Genomic DNA, 16074 nt, shown 5'->3' on the forward strand with positions numbered 1-16074 from the left:
CCGGTTCCGGCAAGACCACGATGCTGAACCTCCTTTCGTGTCTCGATTCCCCTACCGAGGGGCAGTACATCCTGGACGGGGTCGATACCTCCACCCTGAGCGAAAGGGAGCGGGTGGTGGTGCGGCGGGAGAAGATCGGCCTGGTCTTCCAGCAGTTCCACCTGGTCCCCTATCTCACGGCGCTTGAGAACGTGATGCTCGCCCAGTATTATCACAGCATGGTCGACAGGAGCGATGCGGCGGAGGTGCTGGAGCGGGTTGGGCTCGGCCACCGGATCGGCCATCTCCCCTCTCAGCTCTCCGGGGGTGAGCAGCAGCGGGTCTGCATCGCGCGGGCCCTCATCAATCAGCCCGCCATCATCCTGGCCGATGAACCGACCGGGAACCTGGACGAGGCGAACGAAGAGGTGGCCCTCGACTTCTTCAAGGAGCTCCATAACGAGGGGCGGACCATCATCCTGGTGACCCACAACCCGGAGTTGTCGGAGTATTCGGACAGGGTGGTGAGGCTGCAGCACGGGAAGGTGGTATGCTCATGAAACGAACGCCCTTTGCCCTGGCAACAGCATTCATCGCTTTTGCCTGCATGGCGTTATTGGCGGGGTGCGAAAAGGACAGAACCTGGAAGATCGGGGCGAGCGCCCCTGAAATCAGCGTCCTCGACCTGAGCGACAGGACCGTGAAGTTGTCCGAATTCAAGGGAAAGCCGGTGGTGGTGAGGTTCTGGGCGACCGGGTGCAGCGCCTGCGTCGCCGGCATGCCGAAGCTGGACAGCTTTAGCAAGGTTTACAGGGATAAAGGGCTGACGGTCCTCGCCGTAAACATGGGGAATTCTAAACCACTCGTGAAGGCGTTTGCCAAGGGGTTGAAGCTTTCCTATCCGGTCCTTCTCGATCCGGCCCTCATCGCCGTGAAAAAATACGGCGTCAGGGCCGTGCCGACAACCTTTTTCATCGACAGGAAGGGAATTGCGAGAAAGGTTGTTGTCGGCGAGGTTTCGCAGGAGGATTTCAAGAAGACTGTGGAGGAACTGCTGTAAGGAAAAGAGTTCATCCTAAGCCGACACAAAGGCCACTTTTTGATTTGGAAGCGGCCTTTGTGCGTTAAACAGACCTCCTGTCAGCTAATTTCCTTGACATGCGCCCCCTTTCCTTATTTAAGGTTGATAACAATTTTCAAATTCACTTCAGGGTGAAATTGTTAATCAAATTTATCTAAAAGGGGAGTGCGAAGACCATGATACCACTCGGACTGTTGAGCCCCGGCGAACATGGAGAAATCGTTGAAGTCAGGCTCCGCAAGACCCACTGTACCGGCCACTGCCGGGAGGAACGGGAGAAGAGCGACGTGCGGGTCGAGGACATGGGCCTTCGGGTCGGCAAGCGTGTTGAGATGCTGACAAACGGCGGCGGTCCGGTCCTCGTGAAGGTGGACGAGTCGCGGATCGCGGTGGCCCGCGGCATGGCGATGAAAATAATGGTGAGGAGGTAGGACGATGAATCTGGCGAAACTGAAACCGGGGGAGAGGGGGCGGATAACCTCCATCGGGGCCATCGGCCCGCTGAAGAGGAGGTTGATGGATATGGGGGTCCTCGTGGGGGAAGAGGTGAAGGTGCTGAAGGTCGCTCCCCTCGGCGACCCCATCGAGGTGACGATCAAGAACTACAACCTCTCGCTGCGAAAGAAAGAGGCGGAGGGAATCGGCGTGGAGGTTACGGGATGAGCGGGCAGGCGAAGAAGCTGGAAGCGGCGGCAGTCGGAGAGGAGAGCGGCGAAGGGCGCAAGGGCGCACTCCGCCCGGTGGAGAAGCGGACCGTCACGGTGGCGGTGGCCGGCAACCCCAACTCGGGGAAGTCGACCCTCATCAACGCCATCGCCGGGACGAGGCTCCAGGTGGGGAACTGGGCCGGGGTGACGGTGGAGAAGAAGGAGGCCCTCTTCGAATTCCAGGGGAGGAGGATCAGGCTCGTCGACCTTCCCGGCACCTATTCCCTCTCCCCCTACACCCAGGAGGAGATCATCGCCCGGGACTACCTGGTCCACGAGCGCCCCGACCTGGTCGTCAACGTAGTGGACGCCACCAACCTGGAGCGTAACTGTTGAGTGCCACTACATCGTGGACGGAAATATGTGCCAGCACATCGTAGACAAAGTTCTCTGACAATCGAATACCGTTCCCTCTGGAAGAAGGGGCACTGCTCCGGGTGCTGCTCCGGCGGGTGCGGAAAGAAGTGAGCCGGATGGGATAATCCCTTGACACACGAATCGACGTGCGGTATTTAGGCGGTGTTACTAAAATTAAATTCGGTAACACCGGGAGGAAGCGGCACATAAACTGCGCTGACGGTTCGTGAAAGGAAGGGAAAGTCCATGCATATGGCGGATGCGCTGCTCTCCCCGGCAGTCGGCGGCACCATGTGGGCCGTTTCGGCGGGAACCATCGCCTTCAGTTCGCGGAAGGTGCGCCGGGAACTCGACGACAGGAAGGTCCCCCTGATGGGGGTCCTCGGGGCCTTCCTCTTCGCCGTCCAGATGATCAACTTCAGCATTCCGGGGACCGGCTCCAGCGGCCATCTGGGGGGAGGGCTTCTCCTGACCATCCTCCTCGGTCCTTCCGCGGCGTTTCTGACCATTGCCTCCGTGCTCGTCGTCCAGGCGCTCTTCTTTGCCGACGGCGGCCTGCTGGCCCTCGGCTGCAACATCTTCAACATGGGCTTCATTCCGGCGTTCATCGTCTATCCCCTGCTCTACAAGCGGGTAGTCGGGAAGCATCCGGGCCCGGTGCGTCTGACACTTGCGATCATGGTTTCGGCCGTCGTCGGTTTGCAACTGGGGCCGCTTAGCGTCGTGCTGGAGACGTGGTTCTCGGGGATTTCCGCCCTGCCGGTTTCCACGTTCCTGCTCCTCATGCAGCCGATTCACCTCGCCATCGGGGTTGTCGAGGGAGCCGTGACGGTCGCCGTCGTTTCATTCGTGCACAAGGCCCGCCCCGAGATCCTCCAGGGCGCCCTGGAGGCACGCCCCATCGGCGTTCATCTGGTGCGCACGGTGCTGATTGCGTTTCTCGCCGCCGCTCTCCTGACGGGAGGGATCGTCTCCTGGTTCGCCTCGAAAGATCCGGACGGCCTGGAATGGGCCATTGCCAGGGTAACCGGCAAAGAGGAGCTGAAGGGGCCGGAGCAGGGGCTTCACGGGGCATTGGCCGCGCTGCAGAATAAGACCGCTATCCTGTCCGATTACGCGTTCAGGAAGCCTGTTGCGCCGAAGAATGGAGGGACGCAGCCCGGGGATGAGACAACGAAGGTGGAAGAGAGCAGGCTGGGGACCAGCGTCTCCGGCCTGCTCGGCGCACTGATGACCCTGGCGTTTGCCCTTCTGAGCGGATTTCTCCTGAGAAGGCGGAAGCAGCCGGCCGGGCGGGCCGGAAACTGAGATGGGGAGAGTGCGGCAAACGGGGGAGGAGGCGAGCTTGACTCTCCCCCGTTTTGCGAGGGCCGGGCATGGCATCCATTGAGGGAGCGCTTCTCGACTTCAAGCGTCTGGACCGGCTCGCCGCGGGAGAGATGGCGATCCACCGCCTCGACCCGCGGGCCAAGGTTCTGGCGACGCTAGTCTTCATCATTACGGTGGTTTCCTTCGGCAAATATGAGCTGACCCCCCTGTTCCCCTTTTTCCTCTTCCCCGTGGTCACGGTAGCGGCCGGCGATCTCCCGGCCGGCTATATCGTCAGAAAAATCGCCCTTCTCTGTCCCTTTGCCCTCGTGGTCGGGATGTTCAACCCGATCTTCGACCGGGAGGTGCTCGTCCATCTCGGGCCTTTCGGCGTTACCGGCGGCTGGATCTCCTTTGCCTCGATCGTCGTCCGCTCCATTCTTACCGTCGGGTCGGCGCTCGCTCTCGTGGGGGTGACCGGTTTTTCGGCCGTCTGCAGCGCGCTGGAGCGGATGGGGATGCCCCAGACCTTTGCCGTGCAACTCCTCTTTCTCTACCGCTACATCTTCGTGCTGACGGAGGAGGGGGCGCGGACGGCGCGGGCCCGGGAGCTCCGCGCCTTCGGGAAGCGGGGGAAGGGGATGGGGAGCTACGGTCCCCTCGTGGGGCACCTGCTGCTGCGTACCTGGGAGCGAGCCGAGCGGGTTCACCGGGCCATGCTCTCCCGCGGTTTCGACGGCCGGTTCCACGTGCGCCGGCCGTTTCGGTTCGGCGTTGTCGAGACTCTCTTCACCCTCGGCTGGTCGGCCTTCTTCGTCTTCTGCCGCCTGGTGAACGTCCCCGATTTGCTCGGTTCGCTAGTAACGGAGGTTTTCCGATGAGCCATCACATCGTCGAGGTGAAGGACCTGCGCCATACCTACCCGGACGGCACCGCCGCCCTCAACGGGGTCTCCTTCCGGATCCATCACGGCGAGGCGGTGGCGGTGATCGGCGCCAACGGAGCGGGGAAATCGACCCTGCTCCTCCACCTGAACGGGTACCTGGTCCCCACGGGAGGCGAGGTCAGGATAGGCGACTTTCCCCTGACGCGGGAGACCCTGCCGGAGGTGCGGCGGACGGTCGGCATGGTGTTCCAGGACCCGGACGACCAGCTCTTCATGCCGACAGTCTTCGACGACGTTGCCTTCGGGCCCCTCAACCTGGGGCTCCCCCCCCACGAGGTGGAGCGGCGGGTCATGGATTCCCTGATGCGGGTCGGGGCGGAACATCTCAGGGAGAAGCCTCCCCACCGGCTTTCGGGAGGAGAGAAGAAGCGGGTCGCCATCGCCACGGTCCTCGCCATGTCCCCCGACATCCTCGTCATGGACGAGCCGACCACGGGCCTCGATCCCTTCGCCCGGCGCCAGCTCATCGGCCTCCTGAAGGAGTTCCGGCACACCCGGATCTTTACGAGCCACGACCTCGACATGGTGCTGGAGCTCTGCGAGCGGGTCATCGTCCTGCGCGAGGGGGTGGTGGTGGCGGACGGCCCGGCCCGGGAGATCTTCCGCAACGAGGAGCTTCTGGCCGCCTGCCGGCTGGAGAGGCCGCTGTCGATGCAGGGGTGCCCGGTCTGCGGAAATACGGCCCGGCAGTCAGAAGATATTACCCGGAAGAGAAAGGAAGCCATGGATGAATAGGGTTTTGTTTTTACTCTCCCTGGTCATTTGCACCCTGGGCTGGAATCCCGCCTTTGCCGCCGACGATGGGGAGCAGATTCCCGAGCAGGTGACCATGAGCCACTGGTCCTGCAAGCAGGTGGCGGAACTGGCCAGAAAATATGACGCGGAAAAGAAGCTTCCGGAGACGGTCGAGGTTGAAGGGAAACCCATCTCTAAAACGGAGCTGGCGAAATATCTTCTCTACGTGATGGAGAAGGTCGTCAAGAAGTGCGACATAGAAGGGAAGGATGCGGTGAGCAGGGAGGACCTGGACCGGATCGCCGCTCTGCACGAGGCGCTGAAGGACGAACTGGCAAAGTTCGAAGGGTACCTGACGCGGCGGGAGGCGATCGAGGCGATCCTCGCCAGGCCCGAGGAGCCCCCCTTCGAGTACAAGGCGGGGGTGAACGGCTTCCTGCGGGGCGAGGGTGTCGGCAACTTCCGGCTCCCGGATTTCGGCTACGCCCCGAACCACGCCGAGGGGCGCTTCCTCTACCGCGTGAAGCCGTACCTCTACTGGCACCCGACCGACTGGCTCGATATCCACGCCGAAGGGCAGGGGTACGGCTTCACCGGCGGGAGCCAGTACGAGGGGAAGGTCTCCCTCTACCAGGGATTTGCCGAAGTCAGGTGCCCGAAGGTGGAGGGGTATTCCCTCAAGGCCGGCCGCCAGGAGCTTGTCTACGGCAGCGCCTTCATGCTGGGGAGCGACACCTTCTACAAGGGGCTCAGCTACGATGCCCTGCGGCTGCGGCTCTCTCCGGTGAAGCCTTTGACGGTCGATCTCTTCGGCGGGTGGTACGCCACGCCGTGGTCCGGCGGCCTCAAGGGGAGCCTGGCCGGAGGGTACGCCACCTGGACCTTTGACGAGGGGACCTCCCTCGACGCCTACGCCTTCCGCGATACCGGCTCCGTCGACCGCCACGCCGGCGAGCACCGCAACAGCTTCGGCCTGCGGGGAGTGGCAACGCTCGGCCAGGTGCGCATCGAAGTTGAGCCGGTCTGGCAATCGGGGCGGCTCTTCAACGGGGTGGACGCCACTGAAAGCATCGGCGCCTGGGGAGGGCACGGGGAGCTTTACGCCGATGCCGTGATCGCAGGGGTGACCAACCATTTCATCGCCGGCGCCGCCTACGGCTCCGGGAGCCGCGACGCCGCCACCGGCGGGAGCGCCCGGAGGGAGTTCCTGAACCAGGCGAACGATACCTCCCTCACCGGTGACATGAGCGTCATAGGCGACCTCTCGGGGCTCACCCTCACCGACGGCGCCGGCACGGAGCACCGCGCCAGCGGCCTCCAGATCTACACCCTCGGGTGGGGCATCGATCTGGCGAAGGATCTCACCTTCTCCGCCACGGGGCGCTATTTCCTCGCCAATTACGTGGAGGGGGGCTTCAGCCGCAGACTCGGCCTGGAGACCGACTTCACCGTCACCTACGCGGTGAGCGACAACCTCTCGGTCATCGCCGGCTACGACCGCTTCTTCACCGGCGGATTCTTCCGCAACGCCACGGGAAACGGCCGGGATATCCATTACGGCTACCTGATGCTCCAGTTCGACCTTTCGCACCAGAAGCCGAAACTCGCGGCCCGGCAGAAGTAACCTTTCCCGTGACACGGGGTGAGATTTTCGCTACCCTGTACGCTTTCGAGCTTTGCAAATGAAAGGGGAAATGTCATGAAGCGCATCGCATCCGCAGCGGCCGCTGTCCTTCTTGCGGTCGCCGCCGTCGCCTCCGCGGCAGGCAAGGCCTCGCTGCCGAAGGACTACGAGCGGTGGGAGAAGAGCAGGGAAAAGGTGATCAGCGACAAAAGCTCGCTCTTCTACGGCATCCATCACATCTACGTGGACAGGAAGGCGCTGCCCGCCTACCGGGCCGGCGGCAAGTACCCTGAAGGGGCCCGCTTCGTCGTGGTGAACTACTCCATCAGGGATGAGGGGGGGAAACCGGTCAGGGGGAAGAAGAGCATGGTAGTCCTCATGAAAAAGGACAGGAAGCAGACCGCCACCGGCGGCTGGCTCTTCGCCGGCTTCACCCCCGAGGGGAAGCCCTCCGGCATCGATCCGGTCAAGAACTGCTTCGAGTGCCATCTGAAGGAGGCGAAGACGACCGACCTGGTCATCTCCAGGTATGCCGACTTCAAGTAACGGACCTTTGCCAAGGGAAACGGAAAAGCGCCACGGGAAACCAGGGCGCTTTTTTTGTACCTTCCTTTCTTTGGCCAATTTTTTCTAAATAGTTCTCACCGGCAGCCGATAACAAGAAATAGTGGACGGCACCTGCCGGCACGAATGTCTGACGAACGGAACCGAAGGGGGGAAACGGATGAAGACGCTGATCGTGGAGGATGATTTCATATCCCGGAAGATCATGAAGGAGCTCCTGATCCCTCTGGGGGAGACCGACATCGCCATCGACGGTTCCGAGGCGGTCCAGGCCTTCCGGCTCGCCCACGACGAACGGCACCCCTATGACCTGATCTGCATGGATATCATGATGCCGAACATGGACGGCCACGAGGCCCTGGCACAGATCAGGGAGTACGAGAAAGAGCTGGGGATTGGCGCCGCCGACGAGGTGAAGGTGATCATGACCACCGCCCTCGACGACCCGAAAAACGTGGTGGAGGCCTTCTATCGCGGCGGGGCCACCTCGTACCTTGTGAAACCGATCACCCGGCAGAAGCTCATGAAAGAGATCAGGGGCCACGGGCTGCTCTGATCCGTTGCGGGAATCGGAGACGGTTTGTCAGGAAAACCCTGATGTCCGCCTCTCCCCTTTTCCTTAAAGGTTATGCAGACTACGACGATTAGAGATACTGGTTGAGCAAACAGGTGTTCGGGCAGAGGGGCCGGACATAGGAGAGAGGTGTCAGTGTCCCATTCATTTCTGAGCATGTTCAGGCGGAAGGCGGAACCGAAGATTCCGGCCGGCAGCGAGGCCTTTGAGGTCCTTTCCGGAGATCCCCTTGCGATGCGCTTCAACGGCTGGAGCGACCGTCTTGGGGCCTTTGGGGAGCGGCTGGTGGCCCTGAACGGATCCACCGAGGATGAGTTTCTCGCCATCGGCGCCCGGCTCCACGATTTTTACGCCCGGGCCGGCGCGGTGGAGCGGATGAGTCAGGATGTGGCCGAACGGATCATGGGGGAGGATATCTCCCGCGACATGGCCGCCCTCCGGGAGATTCTCGACCGGATCGCCGGCTACCTCGCCCATGCCGAGCAGGAGAGCGAGCAGAGCACCGCGACCCTGACGCGCATCCTCGATCTCGTCTCCCACGTGGACGAGCCCCTCGACGGGTTCAAGAAGATCATCAAGAACCTCCACATGCTGAGCACGGCGGTAAAGATCGAGAGCGCCCGTCTCGGCGAAGGAGCGGCCGGCTTCAATACCCTGGCCGACGACGTGGAGCGGCTGTCGATATCGATCAGGGAGAAATCGGCCGACATCCTGCGGGAGAAGGGTTCCCTCGCCGCCATGATCGAAGCCACCCTCGCCCGGGTCACCGCCCTGGAGGCGGAGCAGCGGAGCAACGCCCGCCTGATCCTCGACCGGACCCGAGAGAGCCTTGCCACCCTCACGACGGTCCATGGCCGCTGCTCCGCCGCCGCCGGGTCGGTTGCCGCCTGCTCGTCGGAGATTGCCGCCAGCATCGCCACGGTCGTCACCTCGCTCCAGTTCCACGACATCACCCGTCAGCAGATTGAGCACGTGAAGGAGGCCCTCGACGACATGCGGGGGCTTCTGGCCGCTTCCGCCGTCGCCCCCGACCTGGCGGCCGGCGAGGTGGCCGACGTCTGCGAGCTCCAGGAGGCCCAGCTCGACCATGCCCGCGAGGAGCTGGTGGCGGCGGTGGCGCGGGTGGTGGAGAATCTGCGCGACATTGCCCGGAAGGAGACCCTGATGTCGGACGAGACCCGGGTCATGGCCGGTTCCGCCGATCAGGCGGGGAGCTCGCTCTTTGCCGACATGGAAAGCGGGATGGTGCAGGTGGCGGAGGTCCTCTCCGAGAGCGCCCGGGCGAACCGGGAGCTGGCCGGGGCCATGGCCGCGGTGGTGTCATCGGTGGGGGACATCGCCACCTTCGTTACCGACATCGAGGAGATCGGTTCGGAGATCGAGCTGATCGCCCTCAATTCCCAGGTGAAGGCGGCCAATACGGGGGAAGGGGGGGCGGCCCTCGGGGTCCTCGCCGAGGCGATCCAGCACCTTTCCGTGGAGGCCCGTTCCCGCACCGGCGCCGTTTCGGAGATGCTCCGGAAGGTGACCGCCGTGACCGAAAGTCTCTGCCACGAAGGGGACCGGGAGTCCCACGCACTCGCCGCAGAGATCGAGGGACTCATCGGCGAGCTCAAAGGTCTGCTCGGCACCGTCCGCGGCATGAACGAAACGCTCCTGGAGCTCCTCGGCCGGATGGACGGCGAGGTGCAGGGGCTTTCGGTCGACATCGAAGCCGCCACCGGCGGGGTTTCCGTCCACAATGCGACGAACCGCATCGTCGGAGAGGTGATGGGGGAGCTGTGCGACCTGGTCCGGGAGATCAGGCGGGTGGCGCCGGCGTCGACCTCCCCGGAGCGCGAGGCGCGGCTCCGGGAGCTGGCCGAGCGCTACACCATGCACAGCGAACGGAAGGTCCATGCCTCGGTCTTCGGCGGGGCCGCCGGTGGCGCCCAGGCCTTCGTGCCGGCGGCGGCCGCCGCCGGACTCGGGGATAATGTGGAGCTGTTTTAACGGCGAGAGGCCGGCCACTGGCTGCTCGGTACGGGAGAAACAATGGACGGACTGACCATAATCCGGCGCGAAGAGGGGGGGGAGGGGACCCTCGTCCTGCAGCTGTCGGGGGAACTCACCATCCCCTGGGCCGGGGAGTTCCGCCAGGCGCTGCTCGACGCCTTCGACCGGGCGGCGTCGGTGGTGGTCGACGTGGAGAACCTGGATGCGGTGGATATCACCGGGTTGCAGCTCCTCTGCGCGGCCCATCGCACCTCGTGCGCCCGTGGCAAGGGGTTCCGGTTGACGGGGGAAGGGAGCGCCTTTGCCGAGGCGGCGGGGCTCGCCGGTTTCACGCGGCACGTCGGCTGTGCCCGGGACGTGGGAAAAACCTGTATCTGGACGGGAGGGAATATTTGATATGGCAAAGATGATCATGACCGTTGACGACTCGGCCAGCGTGCGCCAGATGGTCGCCTTTACCCTCAAGCAGAACGGCTACGACGTGGTGGAGGCGGTGGACGGCAAGGACGCCCTGGCCAAGCTTGCCGGCACCAGGGTCGACATGGTGATCACCGACCTGAACATGCCGAACCTGGACGGCATCGGCCTCATCAGGGGGGTGCGGGCCAACCCCTCGTACCGCTTCACCCCCATCATCATGCTCACCACCGAGAGCCAGGACGGGAAGAAGGCCGAAGGAAAGGCCGCCGGCGCTACCGGCTGGATCGTGAAACCGTTCAAGCCCGAGCAGCTGGTGGCGGTGGTCAAGAAGGTGCTCGGCTGATGGACGCCCACCGCCAGGCGTACCGGGAAGAGGCGTACGAACTCCTGGCGGAGCTGGAGAGTTCGCTCCTGGAGCTGGAGGAGACGCCGGAGGATATGGAGCTGATCGGCCGGGTCTTCCGGGCGATGCACACCATCAAGGGGTCGGGGGCGATGTTCGGCTTCGAGGATATCGCCACCTTCACCCACGAGGTGGAGACGGTCTTCGACCTGGTCCGCAACGGGAAGATGACCGTGACCCGCGACCTGGTGAACCTGACGCTCCGGGCCCGGGACCTGATCAAGGGGATGCTCGACGCCTCCGAGGGGGGAGATGTGGTGGAGGGGCGCGAGGCCGCAGCGGTGATCGCCGGGCTCAAGCGGCTCGTCCCCCCCCCGGAGATCGGCGACCCGCTCCCCGCGAAGCAGGTTACGGCGACCGACGGCGAGCAGGCCGCCGGGGGGGCGGTCACCTACCGCATCCGCTTCAGGCCGGTGCCGGAGGTGACTGTCAACGGCACCAACCCGCTCCTGCTCCTGGCGGAGCTCCGTCAGCTCGGCGAGTGCCGCGCGGTGGCCCAGCTGGCGAACGTGCCGGAGCTGGAGGAGCTGAATCCGGAATCATGCCACGTCTACTGGGACGTGATCCTCACCACGGGACGGGGGATCGACGCCATCAAAGACGTCTTCATCTTCATCGAGGACGACTGCGAGCTGAAGATCGACGTGATCGACGACGGCGGCATCCTCGACACCGACGCCGACTACAAGAAGCTCGGGATCATCCTCGCGGAGCGGGGGGACCTGACCCGCCAGGATATGGAGGCGATCCTCGCGAAACAGAAGCGCTTCGGCGAGCTCCTGGTGGAGCAGGGGATTGTCCACCCCGAAAAAGTGGAGTCGGCCCTGGTGGAGCAGCAGCATGTGAAGGAGGTCCGCAAGGAGCGCCAGGCCCAGGAGAGCGCCTCCAGCATCCGGGTGCCGGCGGAGAAGCTCGACCTTCTGGTGAACCTGGTGGGGGAGCTGGTCACGGTCCAGGCGCGGCTCTCCCAGACCGCCACGGGCCGGGGCGACGCACTCCTGGTCTCAATCGCCGAGGAGGTGGAACGGCTCACCAACGAGCTGCGCGACACCGCCCTCAACATCCGGATGCTCCCCATCGGCACTACCTTCAGCAAGTTCAAGCGGCTGGTGCGCGACCTTTCGGTGGAACTCGGCAAGGATATCGAGATGACCACCGACGGCGCCGAGACCGAGCTCGACAAGACGGTGATCGAGAAGCTGAACGACCCCCTGGTCCATCTCATCCGCAATTCCATCGACCACGGGATCGAGCAGCCCGACCGGCGCCTCGCCGCCGGCAAACCGCGGCAGGGGACGGTCCATCTCGCCGCGGTCCACTCGGGGGACAGCGTCCTCATCACCATCACCGACGACGGCGCCGGCCTCGACCGGGAGGCGATCCGGGCCAAGGGGATCGAGCGGGGGATCATCCCGGCCACCGCCGAACTCTCCGACAAGGAGATCTACAACCTGATCTTTGCCCCCGGCTTCTCCACCGCCAGGACCGTCACCAGCGTCTCGGGGCGCGGCGTCGGGATGGACGTGGTGAAGAAGGCGATCGACGCCCTGCGCGGCACCATCGACCTCACCAGCGAGCGGGGAAAGGGTACCACCATCACCATCAAGCTCCCCCTGACCCTTGCCATCATCGAGAGCCTCCTGGTGAAGATCGGCGACGACTGCTTCGTTCTTCCCCTCTCCATCGTGGAGGAGTGCGTGGAGCTGACCCGGGAGGATGTGAAGAACGCCCACGGCCGGAACCTGGCCAACGTCCGGGACCAGATCGTCCCTTACGTGCCGCTGCGGGAGCGGTTCATGGTGAAGGGAGAGGCGCCGGAGATCGAGCAGATCGTCATCACCCAGGTGGGGGGGGGACGGGTCGGCTTCGTGGTCGATCACGTGATCGGCGAGCACCAGACGGTGATCAAGTCGCTGGGAAAGATGTACAAGGACGTGAAGGGACTCTCCGGCGCCACCATCCTCGGCGATGGCTCCGTCGCCCTCATCCTCGACATCCCCCACCTGGTCCGCGAGGTGGAGCTGGAGCAGGCGGTGCGGTAGCATTCCCGCAAATGTGAGTGTCCGGGCCGCCGCGATCCCCTGTTCCGGCGGCCTTGTTTCTGGTCGGATATGATTGGTATTATTTTATGAAATGACCGTCCAGGGGTTGTAGCCTGTGCCCGGATGCGCTACCTTTAAAAGGATTCGCCGGGCGCGACGCCGGCATTTTCCTTCGTGCCCCACGGAGGTTCGAGGATACACCGTGACCGGAATGGCCATCCTGGCACTTGCGTTTGCCATCGTCTCCCTGCGCCGCTGCTATCAGCTCAGGCGCGAGATCGCCCGCCGGGCCGAGGTGGAGGAGCAGTTGCTGCGCTTCCGCAAGACGCTCGAACAGGTCCAGCTCATCGCCGTGCAGCTCGATCCCCGCGGCACCGTCAGCTTCTGCAACGACTACTTCCTGAAGCTCGTGGGGTGGACGCGGGAAGAGGTGACAGGGAGCAACTGGTTCGACCGGTTCGTCCCCTCCGATCAGGGGACGGTGAGGCGGGTTCTCTCCCGCGGCCTGGAAACGGGAGCCATTCCGCCCCACTTCCAGAACGATATCCTGACCCGTGGGGGGGGACGGCGTTTCATCTCCTGGAGCAATACGGTGCTGAAGGATGGTAGCGGGGCAATCACCGGCACCATGAGCATCGGGGTGGATATCAGCGAGCGAAGTGCCGCCGAGAACCTCCTCTCCCGCTACCAGGAGGAGCTCCGGAAGCTTGCCGCCGAGCTCTCGCTGGCGGAGGAGCGGGAGCGCCGCCGCCTGGCGGCCGATCTTCACGACCGGATCGGCCAGATCCTCTCCCTCGCCAAGATCAGGATGGACTCCCTCCGGCAGCTGGTTCACGCAGACGGTGCCGAAACGCTCAGCGAAACGACGGCCCTCCTCGAACAGTCGATCCGGGAGGTCCGCACCCTGATCTTCCAGATCAGCCCCCCGCTCCTCTACGAGGTGGGGTTGGAGGCCGCCCTGGAGTGGCTCGCCGAGAGCTTTCGGGAGGAGTACGGCCTGGCGGTTTCGTTCCGCGACGACGGCGTCCCCAAGCCCCTTGCCGAGGAGATGAAGGTGACCGTCTTTCAGGTGGTGCGCGAGCTGCTGGTGAACGTCGCAAAGCACGCCCGGGCGAGTCATGCGGGCATCGTCCTGCGCAAGGGTGCCGGCCGCATCGTCGTCCGTGTGGAGGATGACGGCATCGGTTTCGACGCCGCCCGTGCCGCCACCCGCCCGCGCGCGCATAACGGGGCCGGTTTCGGGCTCTTCAGTATCCGCCACCGCCTCGACCATCTCGGCGGAGAGTTGCGGATCGACTCCTGCCCCGGCCGGGGGACGGCGATGGAGGTGATCGCCCCCCTCTCGTCCGACGGGGTGGAGATGACAGGGGTGACGGGACGCGAGAGGTTTCCCGACGACGGACCGTTTCCGTCTTGCGGGTCAGCCCCATGGTGAAAGGAGGAGTGGATGAGCATCAAGGTGGTGGTAGTCGATGATCACAAGATCATGCGGGAGGGGCTCAGGTCCCTTCTGGAACGTGAAAATGATCTCCTGGTGGTCGGTGAGGCCGATACCGGCCGGCAGGCTATTCAGTGCGTGAGTGACACCGCTCCAGACCTGGTCCTCATGGACCTCTCCATGCCGGAGATGAACGGTATCGAGGCGACCCGCCGCATCGTCGAGGAGTTTCCCGACGTCCGGGTCCTTGCCCTTTCCATGCATTCCGATCGCCGTTTCATCGAGGAAGCCCTTGCCGCCGGCGCCTGCGGCTTTCTCCTGAAGGACTGCGCCTTCGACGAACTGGTGGTGGCGATCCGCGAAGTGACAGCGGGGCGCTATTACCTCAGCCCCCGCATCGCGGGAGTGGTCGTCAGCGATTTCCTCGGCCGGCACGGCCGCCCCCAGCCGGTCCCCGCAGCCCGCCGGCTCACCCCCCGCGAACGGGAAGTGCTGCAGCTCGTGGCGGAAGGGAAGAACACCAAGGAAATCGCCTTTGCGCTCGGGGTCAGCGTGAAGACCGTCGAGACCCAGCGGACGCAGATCATGAAGAAGCTGAAGATGGGGAGCGTCGCCGAGCTGACCAAGTACGCCATCCGCGAGGGGCTCACCTCCCTCGACTGACGCGCCCCTACCTCTCCCTGGATGGATTGGCATTCATTATGCTTTTCAGCGGTAATCAACGCCAAACCGCGTGAAATGTAATGGTGTATCTATTTCAGGGAGGAAATGGAAATGCTGCAATCGTCACTTGTATCGGAGTTCCTCGGTCCGGTATCCGCCGGAAGAAGAAAATCCAGTTTTCCACGCAACAGACCGCTGTCGCCCCACTGCGGCAAAGACGACTCTCCCGCCGGGATGAAGCGTCGCATCGAGGAGCTCCTTCTCCTGGGTGAATTCAACGCCGCCGTCGGAGCCCTCCTCGATCCGGAGCAGGTCTGCTCGGTCGCTTCCTCCTGGCTGCAGGAGGTCGTGGGATGGAACGTCCGCTCCCTTACCTTCGACGAGGGAGAAGCCGGCCGGGTCCAAACGTACGGTGTCGGTGACGACGGTCCGGTGTCGGAATTTTGTCCCGGCTCCGGAGTGGGAAACGGCGCCTCGGCGGAAGGCCCGGCAGACGAGAAAAATGTCCGGCGCAATAACGGCAATGATATCAGGACGTATTGTTTTTCGAATGGTCTGGGAGGGCTCACCGTTTCCCGGTCGAGGGGAGACGGAAGTCAATATTCCGACGAATTCGTGGCGGGAATTGTCGACGCGCTTGCGCGTTCCCTCGCCAATGCCCGGGAGTATGCCCGTCTCAGGATCCTTTCCATGCGCGACCATCTCACCGGTCTCTACAACCGCCGGGTATTCGAGGCAATGCTGGAGGTCGAGGCACGGAAACGGACTCTCTCCCCGTTCTCGCTCCTGCTCATCGACCTGGACGACTTCAAGGGGATCAACGATACCTTCGGCCACGGGGCCGGCGACGCGGTCCTGGTTTCGGTAGCAAAGATGCTGCGGCTCAGTTTCCGCAAAGCTGATGTCACCGCCCGTTACGGCGGGGAGGAGTTTGCCGTCCTCCTCCCGGAGGCTGCGCTGGACTCGGCCACGCGTACGGCCGAACGCTTCCGCAGGAACCTCGCGGCAGAGCCCCTCGGCTGCGACGACGGGACGATCCGGCCTACCGTCAGCGTCGGTATCGCCACTGTCTCCGACCGGACGGGCCTCGATGTCGCCCGGATGGTCGAAGAGGCCGACCGGGCCCTCTACCGGGCGAAGTCCGGCGGTAAGAACCGGGTCTGCGGCACCCACCTGGAGCGCCAGGACGTTTGATGGCACATCCTTAGGGGATTCCCCTGCTCATGGTGCCATCATCT

At 63.9% G+C, this 16074-nt stretch carries 17 protein-coding genes and 1 pseudogene; all 18 read left to right on the forward strand.

Annotated features, from left to right (window positions below; translation table 11 throughout):
- A partial coding sequence (locus M6689_RS00635) for an ABC transporter ATP-binding protein (RefSeq protein ID WP_298266637.1) occupies positions 1-539 on the forward strand: 539 nt, incomplete at its 5' end.
- On the forward strand, positions 536-1039 hold the full coding sequence (locus tag M6689_RS00640; protein ID WP_298266639.1) for a TlpA disulfide reductase family protein: 504 nt from the start codon (positions 536-538) through the stop codon (positions 1037-1039). The genes M6689_RS00635 and M6689_RS00640, both read left to right, overlap by 4 nt.
- A gap of 197 nt (positions 1040-1236) precedes the next feature.
- Positions 1237-1491, forward strand: a complete 255-nt coding sequence (locus M6689_RS00645; RefSeq protein ID WP_298266640.1) for a FeoA family protein — start codon at positions 1237-1239, stop codon at positions 1489-1491.
- 4 nt (positions 1492-1495) lie between these two features.
- Positions 1496-1723: a FeoA family protein gene (locus tag M6689_RS00650; RefSeq protein WP_298266642.1), complete on the forward strand. Its 228-nt coding sequence runs from the start codon at positions 1496-1498 to the stop codon at positions 1721-1723.
- Positions 1720-2097: pseudogene (locus M6689_RS00655) on the forward strand (FeoB small GTPase domain-containing protein); the annotation flags it as partial. The gene M6689_RS00650 and the pseudogene M6689_RS00655, both read left to right, overlap by 4 nt.
- Positions 2098-2370: 273 nt before the next feature.
- Positions 2371-3432, forward strand: a complete 1062-nt coding sequence (locus M6689_RS00660; protein ID WP_298266646.1) for an energy-coupling factor ABC transporter permease — start codon at positions 2371-2373, stop codon at positions 3430-3432.
- A 68-nt stretch (positions 3433-3500) separates the two neighbouring features.
- Positions 3501-4313, forward strand: a complete 813-nt coding sequence (gene cbiQ / locus M6689_RS00665) for a cobalt ECF transporter T component CbiQ (protein ID WP_298266649.1) — start codon at positions 3501-3503, stop codon at positions 4311-4313.
- The gene (locus tag M6689_RS00670; RefSeq protein ID WP_298266651.1) at positions 4310-5113 is read left to right on the forward strand and encodes an ABC transporter ATP-binding protein; all 804 of its coding nucleotides are present in this window, start codon (positions 4310-4312) and stop codon (positions 5111-5113) included. Before cbiQ ends, M6689_RS00670 begins: the two co-directional genes overlap by 4 nt.
- Positions 5106-6737 (forward strand): alginate export family protein, encoded by a 1632-nt coding sequence (locus M6689_RS00675; RefSeq protein WP_298266653.1) that lies wholly within the window; start codon positions 5106-5108, stop codon positions 6735-6737. Before M6689_RS00670 ends, M6689_RS00675 begins: the two co-directional genes overlap by 8 nt.
- Before the next feature lie 75 nt (positions 6738-6812).
- Positions 6813-7283 (forward strand): cytochrome P460 family protein, encoded by a 471-nt coding sequence (locus tag M6689_RS00680; protein WP_298266655.1) that lies wholly within the window; start codon positions 6813-6815, stop codon positions 7281-7283.
- Between the two features lie 178 nt (positions 7284-7461).
- Positions 7462-7857 carry a response regulator gene (locus tag M6689_RS00685; protein WP_298266657.1) on the forward strand — a complete coding sequence of 132 codons (396 nt, stop codon included), beginning with the start codon at positions 7462-7464 and terminating at the stop codon, positions 7855-7857.
- A gap of 153 nt (positions 7858-8010) precedes the next feature.
- Positions 8011-9867, forward strand: coding sequence for a methyl-accepting chemotaxis protein (locus tag M6689_RS00690; protein ID WP_298266658.1), 1857 nt, complete (start codon positions 8011-8013; stop codon positions 9865-9867).
- A gap of 42 nt (positions 9868-9909) precedes the next feature.
- The gene (locus M6689_RS00695; protein ID WP_298266660.1) at positions 9910-10266 is read left to right on the forward strand and encodes an STAS domain-containing protein; all 357 of its coding nucleotides are present in this window, start codon (positions 9910-9912) and stop codon (positions 10264-10266) included.
- A 1-nt stretch (position 10267) separates the two neighbouring features.
- Positions 10268-10633, forward strand: coding sequence for a response regulator (locus M6689_RS00700; protein ID WP_298266663.1), 366 nt, complete (start codon positions 10268-10270; stop codon positions 10631-10633).
- The gene (locus tag M6689_RS00705; RefSeq protein ID WP_298266665.1) at positions 10633-12735 is read left to right on the forward strand and encodes a chemotaxis protein CheA; all 2103 of its coding nucleotides are present in this window, start codon (positions 10633-10635) and stop codon (positions 12733-12735) included. Before M6689_RS00700 ends, M6689_RS00705 begins: the two co-directional genes overlap by 1 nt.
- A gap of 211 nt (positions 12736-12946) precedes the next feature.
- On the forward strand, positions 12947-14170 hold the full coding sequence (locus M6689_RS00710; protein WP_298266699.1) for a PAS domain S-box protein: 1224 nt from the start codon (positions 12947-12949) through the stop codon (positions 14168-14170).
- A gap of 12 nt (positions 14171-14182) precedes the next feature.
- On the forward strand, positions 14183-14836 hold the full coding sequence (locus tag M6689_RS00715; RefSeq protein ID WP_298266666.1) for a response regulator transcription factor: 654 nt from the start codon (positions 14183-14185) through the stop codon (positions 14834-14836).
- Between the two features lie 105 nt (positions 14837-14941).
- On the forward strand, positions 14942-16030 hold the full coding sequence (locus M6689_RS00720) for a GGDEF domain-containing protein (RefSeq protein ID WP_298266668.1): 1089 nt from the start codon (positions 14942-14944) through the stop codon (positions 16028-16030).
- Positions 16031-16074 lie beyond the last annotated feature (44 nt).

Origin of the sequence: Geobacter sp. (genome assembly GCF_027327745.1) — a bacterium.
GTDB lineage: Bacteria > Desulfobacterota > Desulfuromonadia > Geobacterales > Geobacteraceae > Geobacter.